Source organism: Chengkuizengella axinellae, assembly GCF_030730905.1.
Classification (GTDB): Bacteria; Bacillota; Bacilli; order Paenibacillales; family KCTC-33759; genus Chengkuizengella; species Chengkuizengella axinellae.
Genome location: NZ_JAVAMP010000001.1, coordinates 879,844 through 904,566, shown reverse-complemented (window position 1 = coordinate 904,566; position 24,723 = coordinate 879,844). Strand labels below are relative to the sequence as shown.

Annotated in this window: 18 protein-coding genes; 3 read left to right on the top strand and 15 right to left on the bottom strand. The window is 35.4% G+C overall.

The genetic code is table 11. The features are described from left to right. Nucleotides 1-183: 183 nt before the first annotated feature. The 3 genes from Q5Y73_RS04515 to Q5Y73_RS04505 form a co-directional block, all read right to left on the bottom strand. Entirely contained in the window at nucleotides 184-1,386 is a 1,203-nt protein-coding gene (locus Q5Y73_RS04515; protein WP_305990634.1) for a nitrate/nitrite transporter, read from the bottom strand. A gap of 420 nt (nucleotides 1,387-1,806) precedes the next feature. Continuing rightward, nucleotides 1,807-2,640 (bottom strand): diaminopimelate epimerase, encoded by an 834-nt coding sequence (dapF, locus tag Q5Y73_RS04510; RefSeq protein ID WP_305990633.1) that lies wholly within the window; start codon nucleotides 2,638-2,640, stop codon nucleotides 1,807-1,809. A 226-nt stretch (nucleotides 2,641-2,866) separates the two neighbouring features. Further along, a complete protein-coding gene (locus tag Q5Y73_RS04505) occupies nucleotides 2,867-5,644 on the bottom strand; it encodes a calcium-translocating P-type ATPase, SERCA-type (protein ID WP_305990632.1) in 2,778 nt (925 codons plus the stop codon). A 183-nt stretch (nucleotides 5,645-5,827) separates the two neighbouring features. On the opposite strand from Q5Y73_RS04505, the gene Q5Y73_RS04500 reads away from it, so the two are divergent. Continuing rightward, nucleotides 5,828-7,594, top strand: coding sequence for an Rqc2 family fibronectin-binding protein (locus tag Q5Y73_RS04500; RefSeq protein WP_305990631.1), 1,767 nt, complete (start codon nucleotides 5,828-5,830; stop codon nucleotides 7,592-7,594). 212 nt (nucleotides 7,595-7,806) lie between these two features. Here Q5Y73_RS04500 and Q5Y73_RS04495 read toward each other — a convergent pair whose 3' ends face one another. From Q5Y73_RS04495 to Q5Y73_RS04440, 12 genes are all read right to left on the bottom strand, one after another. Further along, a complete protein-coding gene (locus tag Q5Y73_RS04495) occupies nucleotides 7,807-8,649 on the bottom strand; it encodes a PHP domain-containing protein (protein ID WP_305990630.1) in 843 nt (280 codons plus the stop codon). A gap of 194 nt (nucleotides 8,650-8,843) precedes the next feature. Beyond that, entirely contained in the window at nucleotides 8,844-9,755 is a 912-nt protein-coding gene (locus tag Q5Y73_RS04490; RefSeq protein WP_305990867.1) for a selenium metabolism-associated LysR family transcriptional regulator, read from the bottom strand. A 219-nt stretch (nucleotides 9,756-9,974) separates the two neighbouring features. Next, nucleotides 9,975-10,934, bottom strand: coding sequence for an ABC transporter ATP-binding protein (locus Q5Y73_RS04485; RefSeq protein ID WP_305990629.1), 960 nt, complete (start codon nucleotides 10,932-10,934; stop codon nucleotides 9,975-9,977). Beyond that, entirely contained in the window at nucleotides 10,931-11,923 is a 993-nt protein-coding gene (locus Q5Y73_RS04480; protein ID WP_305990628.1) for an ABC transporter ATP-binding protein, read from the bottom strand. The genes Q5Y73_RS04485 and Q5Y73_RS04480 overlap by 4 nt, the downstream gene beginning before the upstream one ends. A 14-nt stretch (nucleotides 11,924-11,937) precedes the next feature. Beyond that, nucleotides 11,938-12,867, bottom strand: a complete 930-nt coding sequence (locus Q5Y73_RS04475) for an ABC transporter permease (protein ID WP_305990627.1) — start codon at nucleotides 12,865-12,867, stop codon at nucleotides 11,938-11,940. Further along, nucleotides 12,854-13,810, bottom strand: coding sequence for an ABC transporter permease (locus tag Q5Y73_RS04470; protein WP_305990626.1), 957 nt, complete (start codon nucleotides 13,808-13,810; stop codon nucleotides 12,854-12,856). The genes Q5Y73_RS04475 and Q5Y73_RS04470 overlap by 14 nt, the downstream gene beginning before the upstream one ends. A 116-nt stretch (nucleotides 13,811-13,926) precedes the next feature. Further along, nucleotides 13,927-15,615 (bottom strand): peptide ABC transporter substrate-binding protein, encoded by a 1,689-nt coding sequence (locus tag Q5Y73_RS04465; RefSeq protein WP_371320140.1) that lies wholly within the window; start codon nucleotides 15,613-15,615, stop codon nucleotides 13,927-13,929. Nucleotides 15,616-16,028: 413 nt separating this feature from the next. Beyond that, nucleotides 16,029-16,964 carry an ABC transporter ATP-binding protein gene (locus tag Q5Y73_RS04460; protein ID WP_305990624.1) on the bottom strand — a complete coding sequence of 312 codons (936 nt, stop codon included), beginning with the start codon at nucleotides 16,962-16,964 and terminating at the stop codon, nucleotides 16,029-16,031. After that, a complete protein-coding gene (locus Q5Y73_RS04455; RefSeq protein ID WP_305990623.1) occupies nucleotides 16,961-18,022 on the bottom strand; it encodes an ABC transporter ATP-binding protein in 1,062 nt (353 codons plus the stop codon). Before Q5Y73_RS04455 ends, Q5Y73_RS04460 begins: the two co-directional genes overlap by 4 nt. An 18-nt stretch (nucleotides 18,023-18,040) precedes the next feature. Continuing rightward, nucleotides 18,041-19,069, bottom strand: a complete 1,029-nt coding sequence (gene opp3C, locus Q5Y73_RS04450) for an oligopeptide ABC transporter permease (protein ID WP_305990622.1) — start codon at nucleotides 19,067-19,069, stop codon at nucleotides 18,041-18,043. 1 nt (nucleotide 19,070) lies between these two features. Next, a complete protein-coding gene (gene opp3b, locus Q5Y73_RS04445; protein WP_305990621.1) occupies nucleotides 19,071-20,000 on the bottom strand; it encodes an oligopeptide ABC transporter permease in 930 nt (309 codons plus the stop codon). A gap of 128 nt (nucleotides 20,001-20,128) precedes the next feature. Continuing rightward, complete coding sequence (locus Q5Y73_RS04440; protein ID WP_305990620.1) at nucleotides 20,129-21,817, bottom strand: peptide ABC transporter substrate-binding protein; 1,689 nt, start codon at nucleotides 21,815-21,817, stop codon at nucleotides 20,129-20,131. Nucleotides 21,818-22,117: 300 nt separating this feature from the next. On the opposite strand from Q5Y73_RS04440, the gene Q5Y73_RS04435 reads away from it, so the two are divergent. Further along, on the top strand, nucleotides 22,118-22,492 hold the full coding sequence (locus tag Q5Y73_RS04435) for a DUF3899 domain-containing protein (RefSeq protein WP_305990619.1): 375 nt from the start codon (nucleotides 22,118-22,120) through the stop codon (nucleotides 22,490-22,492). 128 nt (nucleotides 22,493-22,620) lie between these two features. Continuing rightward, the gene (locus tag Q5Y73_RS04430; protein ID WP_305990618.1) at nucleotides 22,621-24,711 is read left to right on the top strand and encodes a methyl-accepting chemotaxis protein; all 2,091 of its coding nucleotides are present in this window, start codon (nucleotides 22,621-22,623) and stop codon (nucleotides 24,709-24,711) included. Nucleotides 24,712-24,723: the final 12 nt, after the last annotated feature.

Sequence of the window (24,723 nt, the reverse complement as noted above, 5' to 3'; positions counted from 1 at the left end):
TTTAATGTATCATAAATCGAGGAGAAAGATAAGTAATAATTTAGCCAAATACAATAAGATTAATAAATTATGTTTAAAAAGTGAAAGTATTTCAAACCTTCCTACCAAAGCAAAAAACCGTCCATTCAAACGGTTCTTTGCTTTGAATCAGGTGTGAATATTTGAGAGATAAAGCAAGCTCAATTAAACTTCATTGAAAACCCCTTTTAGATTTTTAATCCTACTTGATTTTTGCAACTTCACTAAAAAGACAATTGCAACTAAAATGGTAGCAGATACCCACCAAAATCCATACGTATATGATCCAGTAAATTCTTTGAAAGTACCTAAAATATTAGGAAGAAAGAATCCTCCTAAACCTCCAGCAGCCCCAACAAATCCTGTTAATAAACCCACTTCTTTAGGAAATTGAACGGGTATGACTTGGAAAAGAGCTCCATTCGCTGCTCCTAAAAACAACAGTGTAAAAAACAACATCGTTAATGCTACATAAACAGAAGGCAATGTGCCAACGATCAATAACGTAACCATCGCACCACTGAATAGAAACACGAGTAGACGCAACCCTCCATATTTATCTGCTAGATATCCTCCAACAGGACGAATAAAGCTACCTGCAAAAACACATAAAGTAACAAAATCTCCAGCAGTAACTTTACTTACACCATACTGATCATAAAAGAATAGAGTTAAATAACCTGTTAAACCAACAAAGCCACCAAAAGACAAACTGTAGAAAAAGCTATACAACCATGTATGTTTATGTTTAATCACATGCATGTATTCTCCAACCTTCATCGGTTTTACAGCTTTCGGGTTATCTTTAGCTAATAAGGTAAATACAACAAATGCGATAAAAAGAGGGATCAGTGCAATACCAAATACAGCCTGCCAACTATACATTTCAGCTAATCGTGGTCCAAACAATGTTGCAAATACTGTACCGCTGTTCCCTGCTCCTGCGATCCCCATCGCTAAACCTTGATGTTTTTTTGGATACCAACGACTTGCCAAAGGTAATGCTACTGCAAAACTCGCACCTGCTACACCCAATAAAAATCCAAGCATATATATTTGAGGTAGACTGTTTGCAAATAACCATCCCCATGCTAAAGGAATCATGGTTAAAATCATGCCCATTTGACCTATGCGTTTTCCACCGTACCGATCTGCCAATAATCCCATTGGAATGCGCAGCAATGCTCCCCCGAGCACTGGAATCCCAACCATCATCCCTTTTTCAAAGTCTGATAATCCTAAATCTTCAACGATAAACGTACCTGTAGGCCCCAATAAAACCCAAATCATAAAACTAATATCAAAATATAAAAATGAGGCAAACAAAGTTGGATTATGTCCACTTCTTAAAAATTCTTTAAATCTCATCCCTTCCACACTCCCCTATTTAAATAATTTTTATAATTAAATTGTAAGCGCCATCAAGAGAATTGAATGTGATTTTTGTCACAATATTCCATCGTTCATAAAATATTCATTTAATATACATGTTTAAATTCTTTCACTGAATATTTCTCATTCAATCATATAAAAAAGAGGAAATTGTTAACCTTATCCCTATGATTTTATTCTTATTTCTTATCAATAGATGAAATAAGATCATTCATTTCCTCTATTTTCATTAGAAACTTAAAAATTCATAAAATAAGGTACACATTTTCCTCTATATTCAAATCAAGGACGTATGATTCAATATATTAATCAGATCTATTTTTATTTTTGACGAGTTCTGTTGTCAGAAACCCTCAAAATTCATTATATTTTGCGGTTGCCCGGGAAATGGAGGAATTAAAGAAGCTTTCCTTGGTATACTTCCTCAGCTGGTCCAGTCATGTATACATGATTATCTGCTTCATTCCATTCAATCAATAAATCTCCACCTTTTAGAGAGACCGTTGCAGTGCGATCTGTTTTTTCGTTTAATACTGAAGAAACAACAGTTGCACAAGCTCCAGTTCCGCAAGCTAAAGTCGGACCAGCGCCTCTTTCCCAAACACGCATATCCGTATGAGAGGAATCTTTTACAGTTACAAATTCTACATTGATTTTATTTGGAAATAAAGGGTGTTGTTCTAATTTTGGTCCCCAAGTATCTAAATCAAAATTCACAGCATCATCTACATAAATCACACAATGAGGGTTTCCCATTGATACCGCTGTAAAATGAAATTGTCTTCCATCTACTTCAATTGGGTAATTTACTACAATATCCTGATCAATTGTTGTTGGTACTTCTTTTCCCTTTAAAATCGGCTCACCCATATCCACTTTTACTGTTTTCACTTTTCCTTGATCAACATTCAACCAAACTTGCTGTGCACCAGCTCCAATAGTTTCAATGGATATTTCAGTTTTATTTGTTAATCCATGATCATAAACGTACTTTGCTACACAACGGATAGCATTTCCACATTGTTCAGCCTCTGATCCGTCTGAATTGATAATTCGCATCATAAAGTCAGCCTTTTCCGATGGAAGAATATATACTAAACCATCTGCACCAATACCAAAAAATCGATTACAAAGTTTTATCGCTAACTCAGAAACTTGTTCTGGTAGTTGTTTTTCTCCTGTCACAATAATGAAATCATTACCTAGACCGTTCATTTTTGTAAATTCCATCATAATCACTCCTTCAATCTAATCTACAATAATTTAACATGCTTATTCAACTATTAAAATAGATTTTAATACATTATTTTTGTATTCAGAGACGTAATGATCATGATTTAACAGCAAAAGTGAACAATATCAGAGATGCCTTTAAAAGAACTTCCTAATCAAAATTAATAATTTGGAAGTTCTAGTTCTTTTTGATGATAAAGGCTATTCCAAAGTTATACTTACCCTATCTCGCCATGGATTTAGGGCTGAATTTGATCGTTTTCTTTTTTCTGAACATCTTTTTAATGATGCTGCCAGCTCCAAAGAAGAAACTAGGTATTCCTGCAAATACTAAGACTAGAGACCATTCCGTCATTCCGAGTCCTACAGTTTTAAATATTGGCTGAAGCGCTTCAATGTATAGTACACCTAGCAGTAATAATACAGATGAAACTACTGCGATCACTAGATACATATTTTGAAATATATTTCGATGGAAAATAGAATGAGAACTGCGGCAGTCAAAAACATGAATGAGTTGAGCCATTACTAATGTTGAAAAAGCAACCGTCTGAGCTCTAACTAAGTTCTCAGGATCTCCAGGATTTTCTCGTAAAATGATCCAAAATGCCGCTAAGGTACAAATCCCAATCACAATCCCTCTACTGATGATCTTCCAGCCAAGTCTGCGGCCAAATATGTTTTCTTTAGCTGGTCTTGGTTTTTGCTGCATCAGATCATCCTCTGCTTGATCCACTCCCAATGCCATGGCCGGCAAACCATCTGTCACTAGATTTACCCATAGAATCTGTATGGGTACTAAAGGTAATGGCATTCCCATCATCATCGCGATAAACATCGTTAAAATTTCTCCTACATTTGATGCAAGCAAATAACGAATAAATTTACGTATGTTTTCATATATGCCTCGACCTTCCTCAATCGCTGAAACGATGGTTGTAAAATTGTCATCACTCAACACCAAAGCCGAAGCTTCCTTAGAAACATCTGTACCTGTAATTCCCATCGCTATCCCTATATCAGCGGCTTTAATCGCTGGCGCATCATTTACTCCATCACCAGTCATAGCAACGACATGGCCTTTTCTTTGCAAAGATTTTACTATTCTTAATTTGTGTTCAGGAGAAACTCTGGCAAACACATAAACATCATCAATTGTTTGATCTAAATCATCATCTGACATTTCTGCAATCTGTTTACCATTTATAGTAAGTCCGCCACCTTTAGGTACGATACCTAATTGTCTTGCAATTGCATCCGCAGTTGTTTGATGATCTCCTGTAATCATGACCGTTTTAATACCTGCTTTTTTACATTTAAATATGGCTTCATGAACTTCTTTTCGAGGAGGATCAATCATACCTGTTAAACCTACAAAAATTAAATTATGTTCTACATCCTCATCGTCTTGTGCATTTTCCGTTTTTTTAATATCACGATAAGCCAACCCTAATACACGCAAGGCTGATCTTGCCATCGCTTCATTAGCAGCTAAAACCTTCTTTTTCAACTGATCATTTAAAGGGGTTATCTTTCCTTCCCATAATACATAGGAACAGCGTTCCAGCAACAAATCTGGCGCTCCTTTAGTACAAACTAACTTACCGCCTTGATGCTGTACAATAACTGACATTCTCTTTCGCTCAGAATCAAAGGGGAGTTCTTTCTCACGTTGATATAAGTTCTGCAAGGATGCACTGGTCATGCCCGTTTTTGCACCGAGTACAAGTAAAGCACCTTCTGTAGGATCCCCTTCAATTCCCCAATCTGTTTGTTGCGTATTATTTCTTTTTTTGTCTTGTTTCTCAGTTGTTTTTTGCAAGCTTGCGTTATTGCATAACACTGAAATTTGCATTAAACGTCGAATAGAAGCATCCTTTTGAACATCCAAAGATTTTCCATTATGTTTCACTTCTCCAGCTGGCCGATATCCATCCCCTGAAACTTCGAGTATTCTATCTTCCAACCATAAATGAGTCACAGTCATTTTATTTTGTGTTAATGTACCTGTTTTATCTGAACAAATGATTGAAGCACACCCTAACGTTTCAACAGAAGGCAGCTTCCTCACGATAGCTTTTCGTTTAATCATTCGCTGTACACCTAGTGCAAGTGCAATCGTTACAATTGCAGGCAACCCTTCTGGTATCGCAGCCACTGCTAAACTTACACCTGCCAAGAACATCCCATACGTTGGTTGACCATGCAATATCCCTGCAATAACAACCATTATTGTTAATCCTATGGATAAAGCGATTAATATTTTCCCTAATTGCTCCAAGCGATGTTGAAGCGGAGTTTCTGCAGATTCTGTATTTTGTATCAGATCAGCAATTTTACCCATCTCTGTATTCATACCTGTTTTTACTACAATACCTTTAGCAGTCCCCTTTGTGACCATGGTTCCCATAAAACCTAAATTACGCTGGTCACCCAAAGGTACTTCATCTTCATCTATGGCTTCCTGATGTTTAGTTACTGAAACAGATTCACCTGTTAATGCTGATTCTTCCACATGAAGACCATGTGTTTCAATAAAACGCAAATCTGCTGGAATTCGATCTCCACCAGAAATTAAAACCATATCACCCGGAACAAGTTCACTGGCTTTAATGTTGATCTCTTCTCCGTTTCTAATTACTCTAGCACTAGGTGCTGACATTTCTTTTAATGCACGCAATGATCGTTCTGCTCTAAATTCCTGAATAAAACCTAATATACCATTCATAATAATGATAGCAATGATCGTGATCGCATCCAAAAATTCACCCAGCAGCCCTGATATTAATACAGCGCCAACTAACACTAATACCATAAAATCTTTAAACTGATTTAAAAATAATGTGATCGGTGAAATCTTTTGTTTTTCGATAATCACATTCTGTCCGTACTCTTCTTGGTTTCTTGCGATCTCTTTCGTGGAAAGTCCCTTGCTTGCATTTACTCTGTAAGTTTCTAACGTTTCATCAGTGCTTAATTGATACCATTTTCTATGACTCATCACCAGTCCCCTCCCTAAAACCTGTCTAGGGTAAATGTATTCAGACAAGCCGCAAAATATCACTTATAAGACGAACTTTTTAAACAAGCCAATATAGTATAAAATAAGGAGATGTATGATCAATCAATACCACTATATTTGAGTTCAGAATTTTATTAGAATTAGAAATGGAGTGCACTTATCATGGCAATAGACGGACTCGTTATACATGCCCTTATACATGAATTGCAAAATTGTGTAGGTGGAAGAATTAATAAAATATATCAACCAAACGAACACGATATACGGATACATATACGAGCTCAGGGGAAAAACAAAAAGCTGATCCTTTCTGCAAACCCTACCTACCCTAGGGTCCATTTAACGGAAGGTACATCTAAAAATCCAATGGAAGCGCCAATGTTCTGTATGTTGTTAAGAAAACATTGTGAAAATGGAATTATAGAATCCATTCAGCAAATTGAACTTGAGCGAATATTCCACATCCAAATTAGGCAGAGAGATGAATTAGGTGATTTTAATAGAAAAGTGATCGTTGTAGAAATTATGGGTCGCCATAGTAATATCATACTAATGGATTCTGATAAAAAGATCATCCTAGACAGTATTCATCATGTAAATGCATCTATTAATCGACATAGAGTTGTTTTGCCAGGAGTTGAATATATAACACCACCAGAACAAGGGAAAATGAATCCTTTGAATTGTTCTGAAGAGCAAATCAAAGAGCTACTTCAAAAAGCTGAGCAAATGGAAGAAATAAAAGCATGGCAATTTATTTTAAATAACTTTAGCGGTGTTAGCCCAATTACAGCAAAAGAAATCGTTTACCGAAGTGAACTTCCTTTAAACCTTACTCTAGATGCAATGATCATAAATCAAGTACAGCAACAGCAGCTAATTAACACTTTTTTAAAAACGATGAAAAAGGTAATAGAAAACCAATATGAACCTACGATTGTTGAGTCTACTGACAAGATCTATTTTAATGTTTTACAACTTACTCACATCCAAGGAAAAACAACATCTTTCGACACGATCCATCAATGCCTAGACGAATATTTTGGGAGCAAAGTAGAGAGAGACATCATGAAACAAAAAGTGGGTGATCTTTTAAAACTACTCCAAAACGAAAAAAATAAAAATGTGAAAAAGGTAAAAAAATTAAACAAAACCATTGAGCAGGCAATGGATGCAGATAAATATCGTATTTATGGTGAACTTCTAACTGCTGCACTTCATGAAATAAATCGTGGTGATAAAGAAATCGAAGTGATTAACTATTACGATGAAAATCAAGAAAAAATAAAAATCCCGTTAAATCAGAAGCTATCTCCTTCAGAAAATGCTCAATTTTATTTTAAAAAATATACTAAAAGTAAAAATAGTGTTTCTGTTGTGAAAGAACAAATTGAAGTCACAAAACAAGAAATTGAATACATTGAATCTGTGCTCCAACAAATGAGTTCAGCTTCCATTACGGATATTGATGAGATCAGAGAAGAATTGATGGAGCAAGGTTATATTCGTAAAAGGAAAACCTCCAATCGGAAGAAGAAGAAAAGTAATAAACCTTCTCTTACTTGTTATACCTCTAGTGAAGGTGTACAAATATATGTTGGCAAAAACAATCTTCAAAACGAATATTTGACAAATCGATTTGCAGACTACAGAGATACGTGGTTGCACACAAAAGATATCCCTGGCTCACATGTTGTGATCAAAAGCACTGAGTTTGGAGAGAAAACATTAGAAGAAGCAGCAATGATCGCTGCCTACTTTAGTAAAGCAAAAGAATCCAGTCAAGTACCTGTAGATTACACACTCATCCGACATGTACGTAAACCTAATGGATCAAAACCTGGGTATGTAATTTATGATAATCAAAAAACAGTGTTCATTACTCCTGAAGAAGAAGTGATTAATAAGCTGGAGCACTGCATTAAATAGTTGAATTTATTAAACTGATTCAAAACATTCATTATCTTCACTTTTGGGGTATGTTGTTTTAATGGAAGCACATTGAATTTTTAAGCTTATAAATTCTAAAAAAACAGTATGTTCATCGAATGATGGCATACTGTTTTTAATTTATGATGATTTTTCCCTCAAACTTTTTGCGAGAGCATAATATATTAATTCGTGTATCTTCTCGGATGAAGTTATTTTCTTTTCAGCTCCGACAACACATCTATATTCACTTTTCTCCCTCCAATTGGAGCATGGAATACTTCACCGTTACGTTCACCATGAAAATCAGAGCCTGCCGTAATCGTTAATTGATACTTATTGGCTAATTTAAGATATTTTTTCTCTTCATCAGGACTGTGGTCAGAATGATAAACTTCTAAACCATCAACACCATGTTGAATTAGCTCCTCCACCAATTCATCATTTTCATATAATCCAGGATGTGCAATGACGGCAGAGCCTCCTGCTTGCCTAATCCAATCAATAGCAGTAGTAGGATGAATGCGAGGAGGGCTTACAAATGCTTTTCCATCTTTGCCGATATACACATCAAATGCTTCCTTAATCGTTTTAACAATCCCTTTATGAACAAGTACTTCTGCAATATGTGGTCTACCCACCGTTTGCTTTGTTTTTTTCTTAGGAGCAAGCGCTAATACATCCTCTATCGTTATTTCAATACCTAACTCCTGCAGTTTCTTAATCATCATGTCGTTACGTATTGAACGAACATCACGAAGCTGATTTAACCGCTCTAAGAAAACTTGATCCTCATAGTCTATATAATAGCCAAGGATATGAATGTCCAGCTTATTAGCCACGGTACTAATTTCAATACCAGGGACAACCTCAATCCCTATTTTTTGACCTTCTTCAATTGCTTGTTTTACACCAGCTACAGTATCATGATCTGTTATAGCAATACCTGCTAATCCCTTTTCTTTTGCCATTTTCACGTTGTCACTTGGCATATGAAGTCCATCTGAAGCCAATGTATGTGTATGAAGATCAATAAATTGATGATGATTACTCATGATAAACCAACTTTCATTTTAAATGTATGATCCACTTTTTCAAATAATTGTTCTTGTGGTAAGTTTTTCTGGGTCCCGCAATAGTAATAGGCGTTATCTACAAAGCTTACCCTCACTTTTTTGTGGGGGGTTCCGGGGTCCCCAAAAAGAATTAGGAAACTCCATCGAAGATATCTCTTCACTTTTTGGGGTACTTAGAGCCATTGACTCAAGTCACGTTCTCTAAGGAAACTTAAAAAAGTAATCGCTGAGATAGGTAAAATAGCCGTGTTAATATGCACAGAATAAAACTCTCTCTTAAAAGAGATTCCATCAATTGTTCTGGTATGCAACAAACCAAGTGTCTTTTCATGTTTAACTGATGAATAGGATAGTATGGATATTCCAAGTCCTGATTCTACAGCTGACTTCACAGCACCTGTACTCCCTAATTCCATAACAATATTCATTGAATTCATATCTATCCCCTGTTCAGACAACTCTTTCTCCATAACCTGTCTAGTTCCTGAACCTTGCTCTCGTAATATAAAAGGATACTTCAAAACATCCATTATCGTTATGACATCCATATCTAAAAGTGGATGATTAGAAGGTAATATTAACTTCAGCTCATCATTTAACACCGCTTGCGTTTGTAAATCTGGATGCTGTATTTCTGCTTCTATTAAACCAAACGTTAATTTATGTTTTAAGATTTCATCTAGAATTTGTGTTGTATTGTTTACTTGTAAGCTTACTGTAATATCAGGATACTCAGATGAAAATGGACCTAATATTCTCGGCAGAATATACTCCCCAATTGTCAAACTTGCTCCTAACTGTAATCTAGCTTTTAGAGAATGTGTAAACTTGGACATAGCTTCATCTGTTTCTTTAATTAAATGAATGCTTTTTCTTGCATATGGCAATAGTGTTTTTCCTGCTTCAGAGCAAACTACCTTTTTAGTAGTTCGATGAAATAACTTTGTGCCAAAATGATCTTCTAGTGCTTGAATTTGCATTGTTACAGCAGGCTGGGTCATATGCAAAAATTGTGCAGCAGCAGAAAAACTTCCTTTTTCGGCTACTGTAAAAAATATATGAAGCTGATGGAAGTTCAAGGGAATCATCCTCTCCATTCTTTCAAGCGTTTATTTAAATACATGTATATAATTATATATAATAACTCACATTTGTGATAAAGAAAACTCTCGGATCGGTTAGCAAAGTGAGAAAAAGAAAAAACCGAATGCAAATCATAAAATTCGCATCCGATTTTAGAAATACTCGTACACCTATGAGAGACTCCGATATAGAGAATATTGTTTCAGTGGGAGTCTTTACATTTAATCAACATAATGACATGCAGTCCAATGCCCATCTTTTACCTCTTGAAATTCGGGTTTTACCTCTGCACATTTTTCAGTAGCTATAGGACATCTAGTACGAAACGCACATCCACTTGGAGGATTAATTGGACTTGGTAAATCACCTGATAAAACAGTACCTACTCGGTTTTCTTCAATATCTGGATCAGGTATAGGAATAGCTGACATCAGAGCTTTAGTATAAGGATGCGATGGGTTTTTGTATAATGTTTGACTATCTGCCAGTTCCACTATATTTCCTAAATACATAACCACCACTCTGTCGCTGATATGTTTCACCATGGATAAATCATGTGCAATAAACAAATAAGTTAAGCCTAGTTTTTTTTGTAAATCTTTTAAGAGATTAACTACTTGTGCTTGAATGGAAACGTCTAGTGCTGAGATGGGCTCATCACAAATAATAAATTTGGGATTTACAGCTAGAGCTCTAGCTATTCCTATTCTTTGCCTTTGTCCACCTGAAAATTCATGTGGATAACGATTGGCATGGTCAGAATTTAAACCAACCAGATCTAACAATTCTTCGACTCTAGCAATACGCTCTTGTTTGCTTGAAGTTAATTTGTGTATGTCTAAGGGCTCAGCAATAATATCTCTGATAGTCATTCTTGGGTTTAAAGAGGCATAAGGATCTTGGAATATCATCTGCATATCTCGCCGCTTCTGTTTTAATTCTCTTGCTGATAGTGCATAAATGTTTTTACCTTCTATGATCATTTCCCCCGAGGTAGGTTCGTATAAACGGAGCATGGTTCTTCCCACAGTAGATTTACCACATCCTGATTCCCCAACCATTCCCAAGGTCTCACCTGACTGAATCGTAAAATTAACTCCATCCACTGCTTTTAAGACCTTTTTTCTGCCTACTATAAAATGTTTTTTTAGATTTCTAACCTCGATTAAAGGTTCATTCATGATTCCACCCCCTGTGCCATAGGGTGTAATAACCAACACCTTGATTGATGTGTTTCGCTAACTTGATGCAGCTCTGCATCCTCTAATTTACAAATGTTCATTGCATCGTCACAGCGTTCACAAAAGCCACACCCATCTGGAGGACTTATTAAATCTGGAGGCGTACCAAATATAGGAATTAAAGAAGTCTCTTTTTCTTGGTCTAATCTTGGAATTGAGCGGAGCAATCCTTTTGTATAAGGGTGCTGAGGATTTTTGAAAATCTCTCGTTTTGTTCCTTGTTCCACTACTTTTCCTGCATACATTACAACGATACGATCACAAAGATCAGCTACAACGCCAAGATCATGTGTAATAAGTATGATCGATGTACCCATTTTTTTCTGAATGTTTTTCATAAGCTTCAATATTTGGGCTTGAATGGTGACATCTAATGCTGTTGTTGGCTCATCTGCAATTAATAACTTGGGGTTGCAAGCCAAAGCGATTGCAATCATTGCCCTCTGTCTCATCCCTCCACTAAATTCATGGGGATACTGATTGATCCTTTTTTCAGGTTGTGGAATTTCAACTAACTTTAATAGCTCTATCGCTCTTTCCGTAGCAGCTCTTGGGCTCATACGTTGATGTTTTATAAGCCCTTCACGAATTTGGTTTCCAACTTTCATAGTGGGGTTTAAAGATGTCATTGGATCCTGAAAGATCATTCCGATTTCTTTTCCACGAATCTCGAACATTTCTTTTTTTGATTTTGTTACAATTTCTTTTTCATTAAACAATATAGAACCTTGTTTAATTTCCCCAGGCGGCATTGGGATTAATTTAATAATCGTTTGTGCTGTTACACTTTTTCCACATCCAGATTCTCCAACTATTGCAACTGTCTCTCCTTTTTTCACATCAAAACTAACACCTCGGACAGCTTGTACTTCACCAGAATAAGTTTGAAAGGATACATGTAAATCCTTCACTTCTAACAATTTTTCCAATTTTAGTCACCTCCTTATTTACGTAAACGTGGATCTAGTGCATCACGCAATCCGTCACCTAATATATTAAATGCTAATATAGTTAAACTAATAAAGAATGCTGGGAAGAATATTCTCCATGGAAAATATCTTAATGCCTGTATTCCGTTTTCCGCCATTGTTCCCCAACTAGCAATAGGGGCTTGAACTCCTAATCCCAAAAAGCTCAAAAATGCTTCAGTAAAAATAGCTAGTGGTATGGTTAAAGTTAAAGTAACAATAATGGGTCCCATAGCATTAGGAATTAAATGTCTGAATAGCAACCGCTTAGTACTTGAACCTAATGAACGTGCAGACAACACAAATTCTTGTTCCTTTAATTGTAAAATTTGTCCACGGACAATTCTTGCCATTGTAATCCAACCTGTCACAGTCAACGCAAGAATCATCGTACCTAATCCTTGAGGCAATACAACCATTAACATAATCACGACAAGTAAATACGGAATACCGTATAATACATCACAGATTCGCATCATGACTTCATCTACTTTTCTGCCAAAATAACCTGCAATGCTTCCATATATAACACCAATTGTTAAATCTATTAAAGCTGCAACAACTCCGATAAATAATGAAATTCTTGCACCATACCAAGTACGTACAAACATATCTCTTCCTAATTCATCTGTCCCAAACCAATGCTCTAATGAAGGAGGTTGATTCTTATCTTCTAAAACCTGTCCTTGATACTCGTATGAGCTGAATATGGGTGCAAATATAGCCATTAAAATCAATACGGATAATACAACGATCGCAGTTATAGCTATTTTATTACTCTTCAAACGAATCCAAACATCTTCCCAGTAATTTAAACTTTTCCTTGAAATTTTTTCAGCTTGTCTAATGTCTTTTTCATAGGACTTAAAATGCTCTGGTGTTAAGGTTACTTTATTGGAACTCATTAGCATTACCTCCTTTAGCATTGTCTCCAGTAATGTTAATGCGCGGATCGATAACTCCGTATAACATATCTACGACAAATATCATAAAGACGAGAATAATACTATAAAAGACGGTTGTGCCCATAATTACGGTATAATCACGATTTGTTATGCTTTGTACAAATTGTGTTCCCAATCCAGGAATTCCGTAAATATTTTCTACTACAAAACTACCAGTCAAAATCCCTGCTGTTAAAGGTCCCAAATAAGTAACAACTGGAAGTATTGCATTTCGAATTGCATGTTTAATCATTACTGCATTTTCTTTTATTCCTTTAGCTCTGGCTGTTTTAATATAATCCTGTTGCAGCACTTCTAGCATATTGGAGCGGGTTAGTCTAGCAATAAAAGCAGTTGGCAAAGCTGCTAAAGATAAGGCTGGAAGCACATGATGCAGAGGACTTTCAAATCTACCTGCTGGGAAAATATCGAATTTTATAGCAAATATATATTGTAGAAATACAGCCAAAATAAAGCTAGGAACTGACATGCCAATAACCGCTAATACCATTGAAGAATAATCCTGAAATTTATTATGATACAGTGCCGCCATTACTCCGAAAAACAAACCTAATGCAATCGATAATAATAACGCTTCCAATCCTAAAACTAGTGAGATTTTAAACGTCCTGTTAATAATTTGATTTACTGTTTCCGCATCATATCTAAAAGATGGACCAAGATCCCAGGTTACAACTGATTTAAGATAATCATAATATTGAACTGCTAATGGTTTATCTAAACCATAATGTGCCTCTAAACTCTTTAAAATCTCATCTGGAACTTTTTTCTCAGCTGAAAAAGGACCACCAGGTACTGCCTTCATTAAGAAAAAGGTTGCAGATATTATGACCCACAGAGAGATCAAAACAAAAAATAAGCGACGTAGAAGAAACCTAGTCAATCCGCGCCACCTCCACTTTTATTGGATTTTTAGTTCTTCATAGTACTTAAGGTATATGGAGCTTTTCCATATACCTTAAGTTGATATCATAAAACTAGCATAATTAGAGTTGTTTTTTATTCAACATATGCCCATTTCAAATCCGTATTTCCTAAACTATCTAGGAAAATATCTTTGATTTGAGGATTATAAACGTAGTTGAAAGTGTAATAATAGAACGGTGCTACAGGCATCTCATCCATAAAGATAGCTTCCGCATCCTTTAGCAATTGAGTTCTAACAGCTACATCCCCTTCTGAGTAGGATTTATCCAACAAGCTAGCATATTCTTCATTATGCCAATTTGTTTTGTTATTTCCACCTATCTCTTTAAAGATTTCAAGGAAGTTGATTGGATCATTAAAGTCACCAATCCAACCATAACGTCCGATTTGGAAGTCTCCTGCATCTAATTGATCAAGATAAACACCCCACTCTGCATTTTCAAGAGTGACCTCGATTCCAAATGCCTGCCTCCATTGTTCTTGAACGGCTTGAGCAATTTTTTGATGTCCTTCACTAGTATTATGACTAAGCACAATTGGAGGTAGATCCTCTGCGCTCGCATATCCTAATTCAGCAAGAGCTTCATTAAATAATTGCTTCGCCTGTTCTACATTGTTATCTGGGAAATACGGCTCTTTCACTAACTCCATATTTGCAGGAACTAGACCCATTGCTGGAATTTGCTCACCTTGTGATACGTTGTCAATTATCGTTTGACGATGAATTGCATATGAAAGCGCTTGGCGTATCTTTTTATTATTAAATGGCTCTTTTTCTACATTAAATAAATACATATAAGTTCCAGTTCTTATCTGTGTAGTTAACAATCCTTGATCCTTTAAAACTGGAAGAGCATCCGTTGGTAAAGAAGAGAACGGTGAACCCGCCCAGTCTAATTCACCATCTTCATATAATGCTAATACAGTACCTTCATCTTCAACTACTGCATAGATGATTCGATCTAATTGAACAGTATCTGCATCCCAATAACCTTCATTTTTGACTAATTGTACTTCATTTCCATGCTCCCACACATCCAATTTGTATGGACCATTACTAACATACAATTCTCCTGCATCATTGGACCAATTTGCATTGGCTTCAACTACTTTTTTATTTACAGGTTTATATGTTGTAAATGCAAAAAGATCCATAATATAGGCTGTTGGATTTTCAAGCGTAACTTCTAACGTTTTATCATCCAATGCTTTTACACCTACATCATCAAGACTTCCTTCTCCTGTATTAGCAGCTTCCGCATTTTTAATGTAATAAAGCTGATACGCATAATCCGCTGCAAATTCAGGATTTAATACACGCTTCCATGCATACTCATAATCATGAGCTGTTACCGCATCTCCATTCGTCCAATTGTGGTCGCGCAATGTAAATGTATAAGTTAAATAATCATCTGAAATTTCATAACTTTCAGCCCCCGCGAGTTCAGTACCATTTGGAGTAACTCGAGTTAATCCTTCAAATACCCCACGAAGAACTGTGGATGAAGTTGTATCTGTTGCTTGACCAGGATCTAGCGAAGGTGGTTCACTTGCAAAACTCGCTCGAAATACTTTTTCTTCAACTGGTGGATTATCCGCTGGCTCATCCTTTGGTTCATCTTCTGTAGAATTATCCTGATCCTCTACAGGTTCATCATCCACGGGATCAGCCGTTTCATCTGTACATCCAATCAAAACCATTCCCATTACAAATACTAAACCTAATACAGCTAGGAGACTTAACTTGAACCCCTTTTTCATCATCTAATTCCCCCTATATTTTTATTTACCATTATTTAACTGAATTTTAATCAATATTAGAAAAAATCTGCTATTTTCAATTAGTAGAATACAATATTACATATTAAATTAACCAACGGTATAGAACAAGCAGCCGTGCTTATGTATATATAAAAAACTTTATCCGGGGAGATTCAGTATTCATGAATAAGCACTTTTCTAATAAAGATCAAATATTCTGTCAAATGTGGCATGATCATAACTATAACTATTTATATTAATATTTTTAGAATATATACCAACATATTGGACAAAGTAGAAAAACTCCGTAACAAAGTCTTTGTGAAATGCAGTTGAATCTTTCATAAAAAGAAAAATCACCCGTTAATGACAACTTTTTAAAGGTCATTAACGGGTGATTATATAATTGTTTGTTATTGATTTTCTGCTTTATAACGCTTGTACTCATTTTCAGAACAATATACAAAATGTCCAGGTTTGACTTCTCTTAGGGATGCTTCTTCACTATTATTGTACTGATGCTGAGATGGATCATAAATGATACGTTTACGAGTTCGTTCATGCTCAGGATCAGGTAATGGAATAGCGGATAACAGTGACTTCGTATATGGATGAATTGGATTACTATAAAGTTCATCACTTTCAGCAAGTTCAACTATCTTCCCTTGGTACATAACTCCGATTCGATCACTGATATATTTAACCATTGAAAGATCATGAGCAATAAATAGATAAGTTAATTTTTTCTCCTTCTGAAGCTTCTTCAGAAGGTTGATCACTTGTGCTTGGATAGATACATCTAATGCTGAAATAGGTTCATCAGCAATGATGAATTCAGGTTTAACAGCAAGTGCACGAGCAATACCAATACGTTGTCTTTGACCTCCACTAAATTCATGTGGGTAACGATTAGCATGCTCTTTATTTAAACCAACCGTTTCAAGAAGTTCAATGACACGATCCATTCTTTCTTCCTTAGAGGAAGCTAATCCATGAATATCAATACCTTCAGCAATAATATCAGAAACTTTCATACGAGGATTTAATGATGCATATGGATCTTGGAAAATCATTTGCATTTTTTGATTGAACATTTTTAAATCCTTTTTAGATTTTTTATCATGTACATCCACACCATCATAAATGATATTACCATCGGTTGCATTATATAAACGAATAATGGTTCGTCCTGTAGTTGATTTACCACAGCCTGATTCCCCAACAAGACCAAAAGTTTCACCTTTATACACATCAAATGAAATACCATCAACTGCTTTTACTACATTACCTCTAGATATTTCAAAATGCTGTTTCAAGTTATTGATTTCAAGAAGCTTTTGTTTACTCATTTGTGATCACTCGCTTTCGCACCCGACTTAGACAATTGTTTTGTCTCTTTCAATCGTTTAATATATGGTGGCGGTTCTACTTTTGGAGCATTTTCATGTAATAACCACGTTGCAGCATAATGAGTATTGGAAACCTTAAACATCGGTGGTTCCTTTTCTAAGTCAATTTTAAGTGCGAATTGATTACGAACTGCAAATGCATCACCTTTTGGTGGATTTATTAAGTCTGGTGGTGAACCAGGAATCGCAAATAATTCATCCTCTTTAGCATCCAGGCTAGGCATAGAGCTAAGCAACCCCCATGTATATGGATGCTGTGGATTATAGAATATTTCATCCACTGTACCAATCTCAACTATTTTTCCACCGTACATTACTGCAACACGATCAGCCACATTGGCTACTACACCAAGATCATGTGTGATAAAAATAATGGATGTATTCATTTTTTTCTGTAAATCCTTCATCAATTCAATTATTTGAGCTTGGATGGTTACATCTAACGCTGTAGTAGGTTCATCTGCCAGTAAAATTTTAGGATTACAAGCTAGTGCGATTGCAATTACAACACGCTGACGCATCCCTCCAGAAAATTGATGAGGAAATTGATTTATACGAACCTCCGGCTGCGGAATACCAACTAATCCTAATAATTCGATAGCTCGTTCCTTAGCAGCACTAGAGCTTAATTTCTGATGTTTAATTAAACCTTCCATAATTTGTTTCCCAACCTTCATTGTTGGGTTCAAGGAAGTCATTGGGTCTTGGAATATCATAGAGATATCCTTACCTCTAATTTTTTGCATTTCTTTTTCTGAAAGTTTGGCTAAATCTTTACCGCCAAAAAGGATTTCACCTTCTTTAATTCTACCTGGTGGTGTAGGAATCAAACGCATAATTGTTTTGGATGTCACTGATTTGCCTGATCCAGATTCACCAACAATGGCTAGCGTTTCACCTTTATTCAAATCGAAGTCAACACCACGAACAGCTTGAACTTCACCACCAAATGTATCAAATGAAACGTGCATATTTTTTACTTCAAGTATTTTTTCCATATTTACCACCTACCTTTATTAGTCGCGCATTTTAGGATCTAGCGCATCGCGTAATCCGTCTGCTACAAGGTTGAATGCTATCATAATGACACTGATAACAATTGCCGGGAACAAGATCATATGTGGAAAAATTTGTAATGATTTGAAACCATCTTCGATTAAGGTTCCTAGTGATGCCATTGGTGCAGGTAAACCTAATCCAATAAAGCTCAAGAATGCTTCACCAAATATAGCACCAGGTATCGTAAACATTGTATTAACAATAATTACACCCGTAATATTCGGCAATAAATGTTTAATAATTATTTTAGAATCTTTGGCTCCCAGTGTTTTAGATGCCAATACAAACTCTTGATTTTTTAATTTTAATATTTGTCCTCGGACAACTCGAGACATTCCAAGCCATCCAACTACTGTCATGGCAAGTATGATCGATAATATGCCGGGATTTAAAATTAGCATAAATAAAATAACAACCACTAAAAATGGGATACCATACAATATTTCAACTATTCTTTGCATTACATTGTCTACTCTGCCCCCATAATAGGCAGAGATTCCACCATATGCTACACCGATTACCATGTCTATCAACGCAGCTACCAATGCAATGAATAAAGAAATACGTGTTCCTTCCCAAGTTCTTGTCCATAAATCGCGACCTAACCCATCAGTACCGAACCAAAAATACTCTTCAATCCCTTTTTGTTCATATACATCTATTCGTGGCTGATCTTTTGTAAATTGAATGGTTCCATCCAAATGGAGCCAGCTTATATTTTCAAGAACAGGTATTTTAGGCGGTAGTTTGGCTCTAGATAAATCTTGCTCAAATGAATCATATGGTGTCATATATGGTCCGACAAGAGCAAAAAATATTAAAGTCACTAGCAAAATAATACCAATAATGGCGCCAACGTTTTTTCTAATTCTCAACCAAGCATCCTGCCAATAAGAAAGAGTTGGTTTTGTAATTTCCTCACCCTTACTTGGATCTATAGTTGCAGGTTCAAATAATTGTTTAGACAATATTTCTTCAGATTTCATATTATTTATTACCTCCTGCAAGACGGATACGAGGGTCGATAATACCATATAAAATGTCAACTAATAAAATTACAAATATTAGAAAAACAGAATAAAATAATGTTATACCCATAATCATAGGAAAGTCATTTGTAGTAATTGAACGCACAAATTGTTCACCTAGTCCCGGAATAGCAAAAATCCTTTCTATAACGAGTGAACCCGTCAATAAACCTGCTGCTAAAGGACCTAACACTGTAACCAGTGGTATTAATCCATTACGCAACCCATGTTTTATAGTCACCACTGCACTGCTTAACCCTTTAGCTTTTGCAGTTACAATATAATCAGATGATAGGACCTCGATCATTTCAGTTCTCATAAAACGAGCAGCTACTGCTAAGGTAAACATTGCGTTTGCAATGGTAGGCATAACTGTATAGGACGGCCCTTCCCAAAATGCGACTGGAAACCAACCAAGTTTTACACCAATAAAATATTGCAACATCCCTGCAAAGACAAAATTCGGTATTGATTTACCTAATACGGCTAAAAATGTAGATCCATAATCCCACATCGTATTTTGCTTCAGTGCTGCAATTACACCAAAAATTATTCCGGCTATTGCTCCAAAGATTAACGTTTGCAAACCAAGATGAGCAGAAGGTCCAATGCGGTCTAATATTAAATCAGTAACATTTCGATTATCAAATTGAAAAGAAACCCCTAGATCTCCTTTTAACATGTTACCAATATATTTAGCATATTGAACTGGCACTGGATCATTCAAGTTATATTTTTCATTTAAAATCTCTATTTGAACTTCAGTTAATTTCTCTTGAGCAGTAAACGGTGTTCCTGGCATAAGTTTCATTAAGAAAAACGTAATGGATGCAATAATTAATAATGTAATAAATGAAAATGCTACACGTTTCAAAATGTATTTTGCCATTTCTGCACCTCCTAATCGATTTTGTGCATTCACACAAGTCATTCAACAGCTTACAGGGAAAAAGAGAGTATGGGCTAGAGCACATACTCTCTTTCCTAATTTAAATAAACACTAACATGTTTGATTACTTATTTCTCAATAGATGCCCACTTATAAGTATAATCTGGACCAAAAGGAAGAACAAACATATCTTTAATGTATGGTTGAATTAACACTGCTCTTGCACGTTGATAAAGTGGAGAGAATGCAGCATCTTCCATTACGATACGAGCAGCTTCTTGCATTGCTTCAAAACGCTCAACACCAGTTAAATTCGTTTTAGAATCTTCAATTAATTGATCAAACTCAGGGTTAGAATAACTCATCATGTTATGACCGCCACCAGTTACCCAAAGATCAACGAAAGTCATAGCATCAAGATAGTCTGGACCCCAACCTGCAACTTGAAGATCATATTGTTGAGTTTCGTCTAATTCAAGACGTTGTTTAAATGGAACCTCTAATAATGTAACAGTTAATCCAGGTAAATGTTTCTCTAATTGATCTTTAAAGTAAGCATCAGATTTCTTAGCTGTTTCAGTATCTCCACCTAAAATTTCTAATGAAAGTTCAGTTAATCCTAATTCCTCTAAACCTTTATTCCAGTGCTCTAATGCTAGATCAGCATCAAACTCATAGAAATTACCGTATTTGTCATTGAATTCTTCACCAGTTTCTGGGTGGGAAACAAATCCCTTAGGAACTGCTGTATATGCAGGAATAGAACCATTGTTTAAGATAACATCTGTTAATCCTTGTCTATCTACACCTAATGCAATCGCTTTACGAATGTTTTCATTTGCTAAGGCTTCATTTTCTTGGTTCATTTTAAACCAGAATACAACTGTTTCTTCAATTGTCGTGAATGCAGGATCATTTCTATACTTGTCTACAAATTCAGAAGTTAATCCAGCGCGATCAACTTTACCAGTGTCGTATAAGTTCACTCCAGTAGCTACGTCTTTTACTACTTTAATGTTGATTTCTTCTAACTTAACTACATCTTTATCCCAATAATTAGGGTTTTTCTTAAGTACCCAACCTTCTTCATGTTTCCACTCTGTCATAACAAATGGACCATTGAAAAGTAAGTTTTCAACTTCAAGAGCATAGTTTTCACCTTGCGCTTCTACAAACTCACGCTTTTGCGGGAAGTATACAGGGAACGCAGTTAATGAAAGGAAATAATCAACTGGTTGCTCTAAAGTTACTTCTAAAGTTGTTTCATCAATTGCTTTAACACCTAACTGGTCTGGAGTCATTTCACCAGCCATGATGCTGTTTGCGTTAAGTATGTCACCCATTATAAAGTTATACTGAGAACCAGTTTCTGGGTTTACAACCTTTTGCCAAGTAAAGATGAAATCGTCTGCTACTACTTGAGAGCCATCAGACCATACTGCATCTTCACGTAATTTGAAAGTATAAACTTTACCATCTTCACTTACTTCATGACTTTCTGCAACACCTGGAACAGGTTGTGCATTTTCACCTAAAGCGTATAAACCTTCAAATACTGCGTTACCCCATTCAAAAGCAACTGCATCTGTACCCATTACAGTATCCATTGTTGGGATTTCAGCTGTTTCAAGCACGTTCAATACTTGTGCTACATCTGATGCTGGTTCTTCTGGAGTTGTTGCTTCTCCTTCAGTTGTAGTACCTTCATCTGCAGGTGTTTCTTCAGGAGTTGCCTCTCCTCCGCCGCTACATGCAGCTACGAACACACTTAACACTAACATGAGTGTTAGTAGAAAAGACCATTTTGTCTTTCTCATGAATAAATTCTCCCCTTTTTTAATCATTTTTTTCCAGTGGGTTTCTGTCCACTACTCTTATTATACAGCTTTTCTATAAATTGTACATTATTTTTTTGATAATTCTAAATACCTATTTATTTTTACAATTTTTGATAAAACTAATGACTTAAGATACAAAATAATAGGTCTACAGTACTATATTTTAGTAATTATTTTATCACTGTAAAACGTCATTATAGTCTTATGGTAAAGCGTTATCTTCTTAAAAACTTCCCTTTTTAGAACCCGAATTATATAATGAGATTTAGGAGGTTGATCATGTATTTATACAATAAAAAGGTAATTTTATTCAATATTTTTATTTTTTTAGCACCTTTTTTCCTATCGCTTCTTTATTATAAAGAAATTACCTTAGTCTCATACATCAATTCGATTTTTATCATCTCAGCGGTATTTTTATTACTTGGCTTATTCCTCATTGTTGTTAGAGGCGGTTTTTTCGATTTTTTCTATTCTAGTATTCGAAAAGTGGTAAAAAGAACTACTCGCCAAGGAGAAATGCTGGGTGATGATATAGACTCGATGAGACTACCTTCAGAAATGTCTGAATTCAATTTCATTAAACCACTTCTTGTAACAGGGTTAGTATTATTTTGTATTATGATGTTATGCTTATTATTTTATTATCTATAGTTTTTTATGTAGAAAAATGTATTAAATATGTTTTATTTTGGAAACATTTTACCGAAATGCAGTATTCATACCCCCTATTAATGATATAATTCAATTAATACAATTGGATTTATTAAGGGGGTTTTTGTGTGGCAAAAAACATAAAAAAAGATACACAAGATAGGTCAAAATACATAAGAAAAAAATTTAACATTCATGGGATAGGGACAAAAATCAATCTGTTATTTTTCTTCTCTATGGTAACTACTGGACTTTTACTTAGTATAATTATTACTCCTTACGTATCAACAAAAATGGAGGAAAATATTCAAAATCAATCTTTAATGGTAGCTCAAACCCAACTGCAATCATTGCAAAATTATGTTCTCACAACTTCTGAAGAATTAAATCTAATGTCTGATTTATTAAAAAACAAATCTACTGAAGAAATCAACATTGGATTCTCCCACTTGCAAGGGACAAGCTCGAAATTTATTGATATCTACCAAATAGATGAAACGGGCCAAGAAGTATTACGGTCTGGATTCTCCTCTATTATGCAAGACCGTTCCGAAGATTCCTCTTACATAAAAGTAAATAATACAGGTAACTACATAGGAAAAATTGAAGAAAGCAACTATATGATGGGACCGAAATTTATTTTGGAAGTTTCAAATTCAGTGACTGATTTAGTTAACAAACCCATTGGAACAATTGGAACTTATTTAAGTTTACAGTCCGCTTGGAAGGAGATAAGAGGAAATTTCGAAGAAAATCAAAATCAAATGTTTTTAATTTCAAGTGATGGATACTTAGTAGCTTCAGATGACGAAGAACATCTAGCATTAATAAATCAAGATGGAGCTGTTGAAAACACACTTGAACACGAAGGTGTCATGGATATGATCGCCAAATTGGAAACTACTGAATTTTCAGAAATCAATAGTATGAGTGGATATGGAATTTTTAAAGATGAAAATGGGGTCTCACATGTGACATCTTATGTATATGATAATCAAATTGGTGGTGCTGTTTTTGTCGAAACTCCAGTAACTGTTGCATTTAGTGCAGTTTCAGAAATTAGAAATGTAATCATCATCGTTGTTTTATCTTTATTGGCAGCAGTCACTATCATTGCTTTTGGGTTTTCCAATAGATTAATTAAACCCCTCAAAAAATTAATATCCGTCTCAAATAGAATTTCTAAAGGGGATTTAACCCAAACAACTAATATCAAACGAAAAGATGAAATTGGGATGCTTGCAGATTCGTTTGACGAAATGGTGTACAGCTTAAATCAGCTTGTAACCAATACGAAACAGGCGTCAAAACTAACTCTCACTACATCAGAGAAGCTTCGTCTAACTGTGGACGAAGTAGCTGTAGCTTCTAAACAAATCACAGCAGCCATCGACGAAATTGCTCATAGCTCTGAATATCAAGCAACTATAAGCCAGGAAACCGATGATAAAATCGATCAATTTATGGAGCTTGCCACTGAAATTGAAACGCAAAAAAATAATGTTATAGAAAAAGCTAAACATACTCAGGAAACAATCAATGATAATCAATCCATTCTTGAAAACGTGATCGATGGAGTTCAATCTTTGGCCGAATCTACAGATCATTCTTCTAAAGAAGTCAATATACTAGAAGAACGTGCATTCCAAATCAGAAAAATACTTGAAACCTCAAAAAATATTGCCAAGCAAACAAATTTGCTTTCTTTAAATGCTAGTATTGAGGCTGCTCGTGCAGGAACTCAGGGAAAAGGATTTGCTGTTGTTGCTGATGAGATAAGAAAATTAGCAGTACAAAGCAAGGAAGCTTCAGACAACGTAGAGGAAATCATTAATCTTGTACTTGATTCAATCTCTAATGTAAACAATACAATGGCTTATAACATAGAACAAGCCCATGAAGAAAGAATGGCAGCGGAAAAAGCTAAAACAGCTTTATTGGAAATTATTGAATCCATGGATAAAGTGTTACTATCCATTAATTCAATGAATAATTTGCTACGAGAGCAAAAATCAAGTGTATCATCTATTCAGACCAATTCCAAGGAATCTTCTTCCTATGCGATGGAAACAACATCAAGTACTGAAGAAGTTGCCGCATCTGCAACCGAAACAACTTCAAATATGACTACTGTCATAGACCGAATTGATGACTTATTATCCATGTCTACAGAATTAAATCAATCTGTAGAACGATTCAAGGTAAAAGAAGAAAACTAAATGAAGGATTTT

What these genes read in the sequence shown, in the direction of transcription:
- Q5Y73_RS04435 (WP_305990619.1), top strand. Translation starts at nt 22,118, where the DNA reads ATGTATTTATACAATAAAAAGGTAATTTTATTCAATATTTTTATTTTT.
- Q5Y73_RS04495 (WP_305990630.1), bottom strand. Translation starts at nt 8,649, where the DNA reads ATGAGTAATCATCATCAATTTATTGATCTTCATACACATACATTGGCT.
- Q5Y73_RS04485 (WP_305990629.1), bottom strand. Translation starts at nt 10,934, where the DNA reads ATGAATGAACCTTTAATCGAGGTTAGAAATCTAAAAAAACATTTTATA.
- Q5Y73_RS04515 (WP_305990634.1), bottom strand. Translation starts at nt 1,386, where the DNA reads ATGAGATTTAAAGAATTTTTAAGAAGTGGACATAATCCAACTTTGTTT.
- Q5Y73_RS04505 (WP_305990632.1), bottom strand. Translation starts at nt 5,644, where the DNA reads ATGAGTCATAGAAAATGGTATCAATTAAGCACTGATGAAACGTTAGAA.
- Q5Y73_RS04440 (WP_305990620.1), bottom strand. Translation starts at nt 21,817, where the DNA reads ATGAGAAAGACAAAATGGTCTTTTCTACTAACACTCATGTTAGTGTTA.
- Q5Y73_RS04465 (WP_371320140.1), bottom strand. Translation starts at nt 15,615, where the DNA reads ATGAAAAAGGGGTTCAAGTTAAGTCTCCTAGCTGTATTAGGTTTAGTA.
- dapF (WP_305990633.1), bottom strand. Translation starts at nt 2,640, where the DNA reads ATGGAATTTACAAAAATGAACGGTCTAGGTAATGATTTCATTATTGTG.
- Q5Y73_RS04455 (WP_305990623.1), bottom strand. Translation starts at nt 18,022, where the DNA reads ATGGAAAAAATACTTGAAGTAAAAAATATGCACGTTTCATTTGATACA.
- opp3C (WP_305990622.1), bottom strand. Translation starts at nt 19,069, where the DNA reads ATGAAATCTGAAGAAATATTGTCTAAACAATTATTTGAACCTGCAACT.
- Q5Y73_RS04475 (WP_305990627.1), bottom strand. Translation starts at nt 12,867, where the DNA reads ATGAGTTCCAATAAAGTAACCTTAACACCAGAGCATTTTAAGTCCTAT.
- Q5Y73_RS04500 (WP_305990631.1), top strand. Translation starts at nt 5,828, where the DNA reads ATGGCAATAGACGGACTCGTTATACATGCCCTTATACATGAATTGCAA.
- Q5Y73_RS04460 (WP_305990624.1), bottom strand. Translation starts at nt 16,964, where the DNA reads ATGAGTAAACAAAAGCTTCTTGAAATCAATAACTTGAAACAGCATTTT.
- opp3b (WP_305990621.1), bottom strand. Translation starts at nt 20,000, where the DNA reads ATGGCAAAATACATTTTGAAACGTGTAGCATTTTCATTTATTACATTA.